This window comes from Bradyrhizobium sp. USDA 4504, assembly GCF_054063995.1.
In genome coordinates, this window is the sequence record NZ_JBSSGV010000001.1 from 12,816 (window position 1) to 25,448 (window position 12,633).

Sequence of the window (12,633 nt, forward strand, 5' to 3'; positions counted from 1 at the left end):
ACGGCGATGGCAACGAATGCTGACGTCCTTGCGCTGGAGGCGGCTCCAGCGCAAGGCAAGCCGCGTGCAATGTGGGCGGTCGATGCGCCCGAACGGGGGCTCGCGCCGGCCGCCGATCGCGCGGTACGGCCGGTCCTGGCATTGAGCGACATCGCGCTGACATTCGGCGGCGTCGCGGCGCTGCGCGACGTCGACCTTGCGGTCGCGCCGGGCGAGATCCGCGCGGTGATCGGGCCCAATGGCGCCGGCAAGAGCTCGTTGCTCAACGTTATTAGCGGGCTCTATCGGCCCGACCGCGGGCAGGTGTGGCTTGGCGAGCGTGCGTTCGTTCAGGTGCCGACGGCGCGATTGGCTGCGCACGGCGTCGCGCGCACGTTCCAGAACCTTGCGATCTTCAAGGGGCTGTCGGTTTTCGACAATGTCCTGATGGGGCTCGCGCATCGCGTCCGCGCAGGTTTCCTGCGCCAGATCATCGGCTCGCCGCTGGCGCGCCGGATCGAGGCGGAGAACCGCGCCGCCGCCGAGGATGTTATTGGCTTCCTGCACCTCGGCGACGTTCGTGAGCGCGCCGCCGGAACCTTGCCCTATGGCTTGCAGAAGCGCGTCGAACTCGCGCGGGCGCTGGTCGCGCGACCGACGCTGCTGCTGCTGGACGAGCCGTTCGCGGGCGTCACGTTGAGTGAGAAGCGCGAGCTGTCCGAGCACGTGCGCAATGCGCGCGACAGCTACGGCGCCACCATCATGCTGATCGAGCATGACATCGGCGTCGTGATGGGCCTCTCTGATCGCATCGCGGTCCTCGACAACGGCCGCAAGATCGCCGATGGCACGCCCGACGAGGTGAGGACCGACAAGGCCGTGATCGACGCCTATCTCGGCGTCGCGCATCAGGACGTCACGGAGCTCGCCGTCTGATGTTCGACTATCAGTTTTTGATCGAGGTGCTGGTTGGCGGCCTGCTGTCGGGGGTGATGTACTCGCTGGTCGCGATCGGCTTCGTGCTGATCTACAAGACCTCGGGCGTGCTCAATTTCGCACAAGGCGCGATGCTGCTGTTCGCGGCGCTGACCTTCGTCAGCCTGATCGAGCGCGGCATATCGTTTCCGGTCGCGTTCCTGATCACGCTCGCGATCATGGTCGTGCTGGGCGTAAGCGTCGAGCGAACCGTGCTGCGGCCGCTCGTCAACCAGCCGCCGATTACGCTGTTCATGGCAACGCTCGGGCTTTCCTATGTGATCGAGGGCGCGGCGCAGCTGTTGTGGGGCACGCAGGTTCACGGCCTCGACATCGGGATCAGTGACGTGCCGCTCGACATCGCCGGGGTCTTCATCAGCCGGTTCGATCTGTTCGCCGCGGCGGCCGCGGGCAGCCTGGTGGCGCTGTTCGCGCTGTTCTTCCGCTATACCCGAACCGGGCTCTCGTTTCGCGCCGTTGCCGACGATCCGTTCGCGGCACTTGCCGCCGGCCTGCGGCTGCCACGGGTCTGGGCCAGTGTGTGGACCGCTTCCGGCATCGTCGCGCTGGTCGCCGGACTGTTATGGGGCGCGCGTCTCGGCGTGCAGTTCTCGCTGTCGCTGGTTGTGTTGAAGGCATTGCCGGTGCTGGTGCTGGGCGGCTTCGATTCGATCGCTGGTGCGATCATCGGCGGTCTTCTGATCGGCGCCATCGAGAAGCTCGCCGAAGTCTATGTCGGGCCGCTGTTCGGCGGCGGCATCGAAGCCTGGGCCGCCTATGTCGTGGCGCTGGTGCTGCTCCTAGTGCGGCCGTCGGGGCTGTTCGGGCAGAAGCTGGTGGAAAGGGTCTAGGAGATGAGCGCAGCAGCACCGGCGGGATCGCTCGCGCCTGGCGTCGAGACCATTGCGATCGCCGCCGCAGCGGGGATCGCCTTTGGCGTCATTCCGGTCGCTGGCTCGGATTACCTGTTGGATGCGGTGCTGACGCCGTTCCTTGCGCTGGCGCTTGCCGCGGTCGGGCTCAACGTGCTCACCGGCTATGCTGGGCAGGTGTCGCTGGGCTCCGCCGCATTCCTCGCGGTAGGCGCCTATGCGACCTACAACCTTCACCTCCGGCTGCCGCAGCTGCCGCTGATCGTTGACCTTGTGCTCGCCGGCCTCGTCGCGGCCGCGATCGGAATCGTGTTCGGATTGCCGAGCCTGCGCCTGCGCGGCTTCTACCTCGCGGTCTCGACCTTGGCCGCGCAGTTCTTCGTGCAATGGACGCTCACCAAGTTCGGCTGGTTTTCCAACGACAGTCCGTCCGGCGTGATCGATGCCCCGGTACTGAGCGTGGCCGGTTTCGCCTTCACCAGCCCGGCCGGGCGCTATGTGTTCTCGCTGAGCGTCGTCGTGGCGGCGACGTTCCTGACCCTGCGGCTGCTGCGCGCGCAGAGCGGCCGCAACTTCATCGCGGTGCGCGATCACGAGCTCGCGGCCAGGGTGATCGGCGTGCCGCTGCTGCGCACCAAGCTCCTGGCCTTCGCCGTCTCCTCGTTCCTGATCGGCATCGCCGGGGTGTTGTGGGCCTTTGCCTATCTGCGAACGGTCGAGCCGGCCGGCTTCAATCTCGACCGCTCCTTCCAGATCCTGTTCATCATCATCATCGGCGGGCTGGCCTCGCTGCGCGGCGCGTTTCTCGGCGCCGCGTTTATCGTGGTGTTTCCGTTGATCCTGTCACGCGCCGGCGCGGCCTTGCTCGGCGGCGTATTCGATTCGGGCGTGCTGGAGATGAGCCAGCGCATCGTTCTCGGCGGGCTCATCATCGCCTTCCTGATTGTCGAACCGCGCGGCCTGGTCGCGCTGTGGGACCGGCTTTGGAGCGCCGTCACGCGGCCGGCCGCCATTCGCAACACATGACGTTTCGCGCCACTGGAGAGTTGAAGATGATCAAATCGAGATATCTGAAAGTTGCCTTTGCCGCAGCGGTCGCCTCCGTGTTGGCCGCAACACAGGCGGCGCGCGCCGACGAACAGTTCTTTCCGCTGCAAAGCTACCGGGTCGGCCCCTATGCGGCCGGCGGCACCGGCTTCTTCGGCGGCTTCATCGACTATCTCAATCTGATCAACATCCGCGACGGCGGCGTCAATGGCGTCAAGTTGACCTGGGACGAGGGCGAGACCCAGTACGAGGTCGAGCGCGGCGTCGAGGTCTATGAACGGCTGAAGGGGCGGCCCGGCGTTGCCGCCTGGAATCCGCTCTCGGTCGGGATCGCCTACGCCATGATCGACCGCATCACCAAGGACAAGGTGCCGCTCATCACCATCAATCATGGCCGCACCGATTCGACCGACGGCCGCGTGTTCCCCTATGTGTTTCCGCTGCTGCTCAATCCCTACAGCGAAACCTCGGGAATCGTGAACTACATCGCGAGCCGCGAGGGCGGAGTGGAGAAGCTGAAGGACAAGAAGATCGTCGTGCTCTATCACGGCTCGCCCTACGGCAAGGAGACCATCCCGATCTACAAGCTCTTGGCCGACAAGTACCAGTTCAGCCTAGAGCAGATCGAGGTGCCGCATCCCGGCAACGAGCAGCAGTCGCAATGGCTGTCGATCCGCCGCGCAAAGCCCGATTACGTGGTGCTGCGCGGCTGGGGCGTGATGAATCCAGTGGCGCTGAAGACCGCGCTGAAGGTTGGCTTCCCCGCCGACCACATCATCGGCAACGTCTGGTCCAATTCCGAGGAGGACGTGATCCCGGCCGGCGACGCCGCCAAGGGCTATATCGCGATCACCACGCAGGCCTCCGGCGAGCAGTATCCGGTGCTGCAGGAGGTGATCAAGACGGTCTATGGCGCCGGCAAGGGCAATCTCGACGACAAGAAGCGGATCGGCAGCGTCTACCACAACCTCGGCATCGTGAACGGCATCCTCAATGTCGAGGCGATCCGGATTGCGCAGGCGAAGTTCGGCAAGCGCACCTTGACCGGAGACGAGGTGCGATGGGGCTTCGAGCATCTCCAGCTCGATCCGGCGCGGGTCGAAGCGCTCGGCGCCAAGGATCTGTTCCATTCGATCAACGTCACCTGGGACAATCACGAAGGCGACGGCCGCGTCACCTTCCAGCAGTGGGATGGCGGCAAATGGAAGGTCGTCTCCGGTTGGATCGCACCGGACTGGGCCTTCCTGCGCCCGATCATTGAGAAGTCGGCGGCCGCCTATGCCAAGGAGCACGGCATCAAAGTGCGGACCTCCGGTGGCGAAGCCGTCAGCAATTGAGCCGCGCGCGATGCGGGAGCGATCCGGCCTCCCGCATCCGCCAACGCCATGGATCACGTGATGAGTGAAACCCTGCTCTCGGTCGAAGGCCTGGCCGCGACTTACAACCACGCGATCGCGGCGGTCAGCGACGTCTCGCTTGCCGTGCGGCGCGGTGAGATCGTCGCTGTGCTCGGCGCCAACGGCGCAGGCAAGTCGACCACATTGCAGGCCATCTCGGCGCTGCTCGCTGCCCGCCGCGGCCAGATCAGCGCCGGGCGGATCGTGTTCGATGGCCGCGATGTCGCAGGCACGTCGGCGGCGACGCTGGTGCGCGCCGGGCTCGTGCCGGTGCTCGAGGGGCGGCATTGCTTTGCCTCGCTGACGGTGGAGGAAAACCTCATCACCGGCGCGATAGGGCGCGATGCGCGGCGGGCGGAAATCGCCGCGGATATCGAGCGCGCCTATCAGCTGTTTCCGCGCCTCAAGCAGCATCGCCGCGCGCTGGCCGGACTGACCTCGGGCGGCGAGCAGCAGATGACGGCGATCGGCCGGGCTCTGATGTCGCGTCCGCGGCTGCTGGTGCTCGACGAACCGTCGATGGGCCTCGCGCCGCTGGTCGTCGAAGGAATCTTTCGCGCGCTCCAGCAGCTGAACGGCGAGCAGGGACTGTCGATCCTGATCGCTGAGCAGAACTCGACGGTGGCGCTGCGCTTTGCCGACCACGCGGTCGTGCTCGAAAACGGGCGCAGCGTGCTGGCCGGTCGCGCGGCCGAACTGCGCCAGCGCGCCGACATCAAGACCCATTATCTCGGCGGATCGTCGCGGGACGATCAGGGCCAGAGGCGGCCACGCGAGGCTGTCGCATGATTGCAACCCGGAGAGACTGACCATGGCCAACGACAATCTCGCACGCAAGATCGACGACGACGTTTATGCCAGGCTCGATGCCGCCATCGACGCGACAGTGACGGTGAATGCGGACCGCAACGACCGCGAAAGTCGCTTTCCGCGCGAGAATCTTCGTGCTCTGGCGGAGGCCGGCTGGACCGGCGTGCTGAACGAGCCGCAATTCGGCGGACTCGGCCTCAGCCATCTGGATTTCGCTGAAGCCGCGTACCGGATCGGACAGGCCGATGCCTCCACCGGGCTCATCTACGTCATGCATGTCGGCGCGGCCCAGACCATCAACCTGTTCGGCAACGCCGACCAGAAGGAGCGCTGGCTGAAGGCGAACAATGGCGGCCTGCTCGGCACCTATTCGACCAGCGAACGCGCCACCGGCGGTCACTGGTGGTACAATCTGTCCGAAGCCTCGCGCGACGGCGACGATTATCGTGTCAATGCCGAAAAGTCGTTCACGACAAGCTCGGGCCATGCCGACTATTACCTGGTGCAGACGCGCACGCCTGGCACCAAGGACCAGGCCGATATCATCTTCTTCATTGTCGACGGCAAGGCCGAGGGCATCGAGTCCCGGCCCTGGGATGCGCTCGGTGTGCGGGCCAATCATTCCGGGGCGATCCGCTACAGCAACGTGCATGTGCCGCAGCGCGACCGGCTCGGCGCCGAAGGACAGGGCAAGGAGATCATCTATGACGGCGTCTCTCCGGTCTATCTGATCGGGCTCGGTGCGGTCTGGGAAGGCGTCGCACGCGGCGCGTTGAACGCGGCGATCGCACACAGCACGACCTTCGTGCACAAGGACCGGAACAAGAGCCTGTCCGACTATCAGGCGATTCGCCAGGAGCTCGGCGCGGCCAAGGTGCTGGTCGAGACGCTACGGCCGTGGCGCAACGAGCTCGCGGGCAAGCTCGATGCGCTCTGGCGCGCCGGCAAGCCGCAAAGCGAAATCCTGATCCCGCTGACCGAGTTCAAGGTGCACGCCGCCGAGGTCGCCAACAAGGTCGCGGCGACGGCGCTGACGGTGACGGGCGGGTATGGCTATCACCGCGGCCCGATCGAGCGCGCCTATCGCGATGCCCGCGCGGCGATCGCGATGGGGCCGTCCAATGTCATCGCGCGCGACTGGATCGGAAAGGCGGTGGTCGGCCTGCCGCTGGAACTGTTCTACGAGGGCGGAGAATAGAGGTTGGCCGCGAGGCTGCCCCACAGGTGGTCGAAGCTACCTGGTGGCGCAAAAAGAACGTGCGGAAAACTCTGTCGCCGCGCCTACCAGACCGTAGGGGCTGTCGCATAGCCTAGTACGTGATATCCAGCTAGGTGGGTCATGACCATGTTGTCGCGGATCGCACAGTTGTTCTTAAGCACACTCCGCTCGTTGCGGCAGCGAGTGGGGCACTGCATGTGCTCACCTTGACAGCTGCGACGGCGGGTAAAACTTGCTACCTTGGGCCAGCCGGATCATGGACACACCAAGCTTGCCTTGAGCTGTTCGGTCCGTCTGACCTAGCCCCTATGTCCCAAGAGGAATTGCTCTCAGCATACCAAAGTGGGAAGATCGACCGCGCCTGCCTGCCCGTTACCACGTCCCTGGTGGGAGCTACCCCGTATCTGGATCCGATCCTGGACCTGCCGAATGTAAGGATCGTGGCCGAATATCCCAAAATGCTCGGTTATAGCCTTCTTGTTCGTCATGGAACGCGTCTGGAGGATATTAGAGAGGTCTTCGGGCATCCGGTTGCCCTTGACGAGGTTAAGCCTTGGTTAGATCACCGGCTGCCGCAGGTTCGACGTACCGCGGTGGCGAGTAGTGGCGCCGCGGCGCAAGCCGTTGCCAACAGCGAAGCCTTGGACAGGGCTTCTATTGGCCCCAGAGTTGGCGCGGCGATTTATGGGCTGGGTTCGCTGGTGGCTGGGATTGAAGAAGGCCCGCACAATGTGACGCGCTGGTGGGTGCTAGGCAGGGATATGCCTCCGCCAACCGAGAACGACAAGACGTCGTTGCTCGCGACTGTAAGTGATGCGGATTTTGCCTCCTTGCTTGCTTCCTTTGCTGGTGCCCGAGTCCAAATCCTGACGATTTACGAGCGACCGGCCAAAGCGGGCCTTGACAGCCATCGATATTTGATTGAGGTCGCGGGGCATGCGCAGACGGATAGCCTTGCCGGATTGCTTCGAAAGCGCCCGGACATTCGCGTGTTCGGGTCATATCCGCGCCGGTACTGATAGCTTCTACTTGGCGTGATCCGAGCCCTTTCGGAACTCTTCGTAGCTCTACGAAGGAGATCGTGGAGCCGCTCATGGGGAAAGCGCCTGCAACTGCCGCGTGACAATCATAAGCTGGCAGAATTTGTCGACAATGCGTTGCAGAACTACCTTGAGAATGAGGGTAGGCTGCAAGCTCTCGCGCCGCCAGCGGGCCCGCTCGTAGTAGGGAGCGAGATCGAAACGACGGGTGGCGAACCGCATCAAAATCCGAGACAATGCAGGAGAGATCGGAGAAAGTACGAGCGAGCGTTCCGCTCTGCTGCGATCCCCGCTGATAGCTCGGGGCTCTCCGAATTCGGATCGGGCAGGAAGAGCCCGGCCTGCTGGTTCTCGCCTCGTTGGTATGTCCGCACGAGCGCTCTTTGCAACTGGTCGAGCGGACGGTCTGGTTTGATATCGACCGCATTGTCAGGGATGACATCACTGAGCTCGTCGGGAGGAGCGCCCCGCCGCGCCTGACGAGTCACTTTACAAAGGTGAGGCTCGAAGGACTCCAGCGGCCGCTGATCCGACGTACCGCTGGGAAGATCAAGGGGCACCTGACAGACATCTTCCGCCTCCTCCCGCGGCGGGGCTGATGCAGCTCATCGTGAACGGACGGCGCCGTACTTCCGCACTCCGGATGCGACCCAGTCATGTGGCGCAAGAGCATCTAGTTCGCACTTTTCCGCCGCTCGCGCTTGATCCAGGGAAGCGCAGACGAAGGCTAGGCGCCGATGAAGGCCAAATAGTGCTCGACAATCTCATTCATTCGGCCGGAGTGCTCAACAGGCCTTTCCCGCCGCCGACGCGCGACGGACACTGCGCCGGTTGGAGTCACCTCAATACGCCGGCTGTCTGAATATGGTTGAGATCGAGATCGGCATTCTCGTCGCCAATGCCTCGATGGACGTCGACAATTTCCCCGACCTGGTCACCGCGCCGGAGAACGGCGCCATGCCGATCGCGATCGCGTCAAGTGGTTGTACACAACCGAGAAGCTCGCGCAAAATGGCGCTCGACTGTCCGAGGCCCTCAACCAAATCAAACCATCTTCAACGAATCAAAAACCTCTGTGTCGGGGTACTGGTCAGCTTCTCGAAAGCCAACCTTCCTAGCATTCGAACCTGATCTCTAGATGCCGATGCCGCCTATAACTGAACTGATCACGAACCGGGGATACCCGCTGGGTGGTTCGGCGAGGGATTTTGCTACTCATAAGAGCAAGGAGAGCATTATGAATTCCAATCGGATCAACGATGCGGGCTCGCCAGGATCCCAAACTGGTTATGTTTTCAGACAGGAGGATCATAATCTATTTAGGCAAGCCGTGAATGAAGCCAAGTCACTGTCTGCCGCGCCTGTACCGGCGAAGGCTCCGATTTGGAGTTCGAGCGCTCCATACGGGAACTTCTCACGCGATGGCTACTCTTGGAACAACGACGTGTGGGGCAAGGGTGCTGGGCCTCAGACGATTTCGGTGCGTGCAGTCAACCAGTGGAGTGTGTGGTCGAACCAGCCTAATACTGCTGGCATCAAGAGCTATCCGCACGAGGCTTTCAATATCGGGAAACCGCTCAGTTCAATCAACGCTCTGAGCTCGAACTTCAATCAGGATGTTCCGACAAGCGGTGCCTGGGACGTTGCCTACGATATATGGGACAGCTCAAACCAGCATGAGATAATGCTCTGGACGAATTACACTGGAAATCCGGACGGCAGCGGTAACGTCAAACCAATTTCTTACCATTATCGTCAGGATCGTTCCGGGGCAGCGATCCCGGTCTACACCAATGTCGACGTGGGCGGAGCGACTTGGAACGTGTTTGAAGGCTTTAACGGTCACAAGGTCATCTCACTCCTGCGCACTTCGAAGACCAATAGTGGAACAGTGGACATCAAGAGCATCCTGGAGTGGATCAAGTCGAAGGGCTACTTCGGCGATATAAACGTCGGCAGCGTTCAATACGGCGTCGAGGTCACCTCATCCCCAGGGGGAATGAACTTCAATTTCAACAACTGGAGCGTGACCTCAAAGTAAGGATCCGCGTCAGTGAGGTGATGTGAGAGACTTCGGCGGCACGGGGCCGACGCATTATGCAGACCTCAACGGTCACGGTCCATACCACCGTGCAGCCGAAGTCCACAAGTTCCCAAGACGCCACGCTTGACGCTCCGCGACAATCAGATCCAACAAAGCTCTCGCACCCAACAACCTTTGGGCAATCATCGATATCCCGGCTATGCCGCCCGCTATCCTGATCGCTGCGTTCTTCGCGCCAGATCTGCGTGCAATCTTGCTTAGTTCGAACATAGCCAACTGCTCCGCAACAGATCCCGTTAATGCTTAGCCATCCACTTGACGCGAGCGAGATGGGTTATCATAGGCATGGGGAGCACGCTCCGGCTCAGGTTTAGGATCGATGCGCAACACGATCTCGGCGGCTTCTCTCCAGTCGGCGCCTTCCCCGTCTGCGTCTAGGAGACGCTAATAGATGACGACGTGTTCTTGGTCGTTGGGAGCCAGGATCGAATCAGTTGGCGCCGCATCGTTGACATTCGGATCTGAACGACGGATTTTACTGGCAATCTCCAAAAGAAGTAGATCGGTTCAATGACAATCCTCGGCTGTTTCGAGCCTTGAGGAGACCCCGAGCCCCAGTTGGCCGCGCGTGCGTGAGCGGCCGATGCGTATTGGACAACCGAGCCGCGTTCATGCGTTCCTAGCCAGCTATGGGCCGGCGTCTACTGCCCACTGATCCTCTGCCAAAGCCAGAGCGCCACCGCGGTGGGCGAGGAGTTCGCATTGCTGCCACTGGCGCGCAAATTGGCTTCGCGCATCGTCGGAATGTCGATCCGGTCAAGCAGTGGCTTCAGCGCGTCCTGCAACGCGGTATTATGAGCGCGCCGTGGTGCAAGTAGCAGGACCGCATCATAGGGCGGGACCGCGTGCTTGGGATCGGCCAGCGTCACCAGGTCGTATTCCTTGATCCGCCCCTCGCTGCTATAGCCCGCGATGACATCAACGTTGCCGCTCGCCACTGCCGCATACATGAAATCAGGCTGCATCTGTCGTTGCGTACGGAATGAGAGTCCGTAGGCCTTGTGCAGGGCAGTCCATTCCGGGCGCGAGAAGAACTCGTAGTCGCCCGCAATCGACAGCGTCGGCGCGTGCGCAGCCAGGTCGGTGATCGAATGAATGCCGAGTGCTTCGGCGCGCTGCCGCGGCATCACCAGGGCGTAGGCGTTTTCGAAACCGAGCGCGCCGAGCAGGGTGATGTCCTGCTTTGCCAGGAGTTTCTTCAGCTCGGCGAGCAATGCTTCACGCGGCAGCATCTCGCTGCGGTGAAACTGGTTGACCCACAGGGTGCCGGAATAATCCACATAGACGTCGATGTCGTTGGCCGCGAGCGCCTGAAAAATCACGTTGGAACCGAGACCTTCGCGCGTCGAGGCCTGCAATCCCGCGGCCTGCAGACGCTGCTCGATGAGCGCGGAGAGCACATATTGCTCGGCAAAGGTTTTGGCGCCGATGATGTAGGTCGACGGGGCGCGCGAGACCGAAGGGATCAATGTGGCCGCGACCAGTGCGGCGATCCCGACGCTGCCGAGCGCAGTGCGGAAGCGCTTGCGCTCGCCCAATCCGCGTTCGATCAGCGTTAAAAGTTGATCGACCGCTAACGCCAGCAGAGCTGAGGCGACGCAGCCAAATAGCACGAGCACCCAGTTTTGGGTCTGCAAGCCGGCGAAAATGTAATTGCCGAGGCTGGTCTGCCCGATCGGCGTGGACAATGTCGCCGTCCCGATCACCCATACCGCCGAGGTGCGGATGCCGGCCATGATCACCGGCAGCGCCAACGGTAATTCCACCGTGAACAACGATTGCCGCGGCGTCATGCCCACCCCTCGCGCCGCCTCAAGCAACGCGGGATCGACGCCGTTCAGGCCGGTGATGGTGTTGCGCAGCACCGGCAGCATGGAATAGAGCGCCAGTGCCAGCATGGAGGGCAGAAATCCGAATGCGGAAAAGTCGAAGCCGAACCAGCGAAGCGTCAACGACGCAATGGCGAGCAGAAGTGGGTAGAACAGCGCCAGCAGGGCCAGTCCGGGCACGGTCTGGACGATGCTGGCGAGGCCCAGCAGGATGCCGCGGATCACGGCATGATTGCGCGCGAGGATCGCGAGCGGGAGGCTGATCACGAGCCCGAGCGCTAGCGCTGCCAGGCTGACCTGAACGTGGCTGCCAAGATAGTCCGGCAGATGCGCCGCCGCGTCGTGCCAGCGCGGGTCGGACAGGAAGCTCATTCCGTGCTTGCTCCCGGGAGCAGGGCGTTCAGCCGCTCGGCCTGCCGCCTGGGTGTGCTCAACAGCTCCGCCACGTAGGGATCCTTGTTGTTTGCCAGCTCGGCTGGCTGGCCTTGCGCCACAACCCGTCCGGCCCGCATCACCGCGATGCGATCGGCAAGCAACAACGCCTCCGTCATGTCATGGGTGACCATTACCGTAGTCAAACCGAGCCTGCGATGCAGGGCGCGGTACTCCTCGCCCATGGTGTAGCGGGTCAGCGGATCGAGCGCGCCAAAGGGTTCGTCCATCAGCACGATACGGGGACGGGCGGCGAGCGCCCGCGCCACGCCTACACGCTGCTGCTGGCCGCCCGACAATTCATGCGGAAAGCGATCGCGATGGAGGAAGCGATCGAGCTGTACCAGGTCGAGGAGCTGATCGACCTGCACGGCGATCTCGGTGGCGGGCCAGCCGAGCAGTCTCGGTGTGACGGCGATGTTGTCGGCGACGCGCATATGCGGAAAAAGCCCGCTGCTCTGGAACACGAAGCCCATGCGCCGGCGCAAACCCACCGGGTCGACGTTGCGCACGTCCTCGCCCTCCACGATGACGCGGCCGCCGTCGGCATCGAGCAGGCGGTTGGCGAGCCGCAACAAGGTGGACTTGCCGGAGCCGGAGGTGCCAACGATCGCCAGGAATTCGCCCGCGGCAATATCGAGCGAGACATCGTCGACCGCGTTGACGCGCTCGGCGTCACGACCGCTGGCAAAACTCTTCCCCACATGGGCATAGGTAATCAGCGGTGCGAGTGTCATGGTTGTGCTGGACCAGTGCGCGAGTGTTCCGGATCCGAACTTCGCTTCATTCAGCGGTGGCGCACGTTAGCGAACTTCGAATTCGAAGGACACTAGCAAGTCCATGCGGCCCCACGGCGACACGCGGCAAGACGGTTGGTGGTTTGAGATGTCGAAATTGGTAATGGCGTTACAGTCGTTCCGTACGAAATG

The 12,633-nt window shown here is 62.7% G+C and carries 11 protein-coding genes; 9 read left to right on the plus strand and 2 right to left on the minus strand.

Translation table 11 applies throughout. The features are described from left to right. Positions 1-69 precede the first annotated feature (69 nt). The 9 genes from ACVMB1_RS00035 (at position 70) to ACVMB1_RS00075 (ending at position 9,380) form a co-directional block, all read left to right on the plus strand. Complete coding sequence (locus tag ACVMB1_RS00035; protein ID WP_375167114.1) at positions 70-915, plus strand: ABC transporter ATP-binding protein; 846 nt, start codon at positions 70-72, stop codon at positions 913-915. Further along, complete coding sequence (locus ACVMB1_RS00040) at positions 915-1,805, plus strand: branched-chain amino acid ABC transporter permease (protein ID WP_253603935.1); 891 nt, start codon at positions 915-917, stop codon at positions 1,803-1,805. The genes ACVMB1_RS00035 and ACVMB1_RS00040 overlap by 1 nt, the downstream gene beginning before the upstream one ends. Positions 1,806-1,808: 3 nt before the next feature. Further along, positions 1,809-2,852: a branched-chain amino acid ABC transporter permease gene (locus ACVMB1_RS00045; protein WP_069276316.1), complete on the plus strand. Its 1,044-nt coding sequence runs from the start codon at positions 1,809-1,811 to the stop codon at positions 2,850-2,852. Between the two features lie 26 nt (positions 2,853-2,878). Further along, positions 2,879-4,210, plus strand: a complete 1,332-nt coding sequence (locus tag ACVMB1_RS00050) for an ABC transporter substrate-binding protein (RefSeq protein WP_253603934.1) — start codon at positions 2,879-2,881, stop codon at positions 4,208-4,210. 60 nt (positions 4,211-4,270) lie between these two features. Further along, positions 4,271-5,059 carry an ABC transporter ATP-binding protein gene (locus tag ACVMB1_RS00055; protein WP_069276460.1) on the plus strand — a complete coding sequence of 263 codons (789 nt, stop codon included), beginning with the start codon at positions 4,271-4,273 and terminating at the stop codon, positions 5,057-5,059. Positions 5,060-5,081: 22 nt separating this feature from the next. After that, complete coding sequence (locus ACVMB1_RS00060) at positions 5,082-6,278, plus strand: acyl-CoA dehydrogenase family protein (RefSeq protein WP_456813747.1); 1,197 nt, start codon at positions 5,082-5,084, stop codon at positions 6,276-6,278. 218 nt (positions 6,279-6,496) lie between these two features. Then, a complete protein-coding gene (locus ACVMB1_RS00065) occupies positions 6,497-7,318 on the plus strand; it encodes a prephenate dehydratase (protein WP_253587998.1) in 822 nt (273 codons plus the stop codon). 885 nt (positions 7,319-8,203) lie between these two features. Further along, positions 8,204-8,470, plus strand: a complete 267-nt coding sequence (locus tag ACVMB1_RS00070; protein WP_141713300.1) for a hypothetical protein — start codon at positions 8,204-8,206, stop codon at positions 8,468-8,470. A 106-nt stretch (positions 8,471-8,576) separates the two neighbouring features. After that, positions 8,577-9,380: a glycoside hydrolase family 12 protein gene (locus tag ACVMB1_RS00075; RefSeq protein ID WP_069276462.1), complete on the plus strand. Its 804-nt coding sequence runs from the start codon at positions 8,577-8,579 to the stop codon at positions 9,378-9,380. A 704-nt stretch (positions 9,381-10,084) separates the two neighbouring features. Here ACVMB1_RS00075 and ACVMB1_RS00080 read toward each other — a convergent pair. Continuing rightward, entirely contained in the window at positions 10,085-11,644 is a 1,560-nt protein-coding gene (locus ACVMB1_RS00080; protein WP_456847796.1) for an ABC transporter permease/substrate-binding protein, read from the minus strand. Continuing rightward, positions 11,641-12,441 carry an ATP-binding cassette domain-containing protein gene (locus tag ACVMB1_RS00085; RefSeq protein WP_069276320.1) on the minus strand — a complete coding sequence of 267 codons (801 nt, stop codon included), beginning with the start codon at positions 12,439-12,441 and terminating at the stop codon, positions 11,641-11,643. Before ACVMB1_RS00085 ends, ACVMB1_RS00080 begins: the two co-directional genes overlap by 4 nt. Positions 12,442-12,633: the final 192 nt, after the last annotated feature.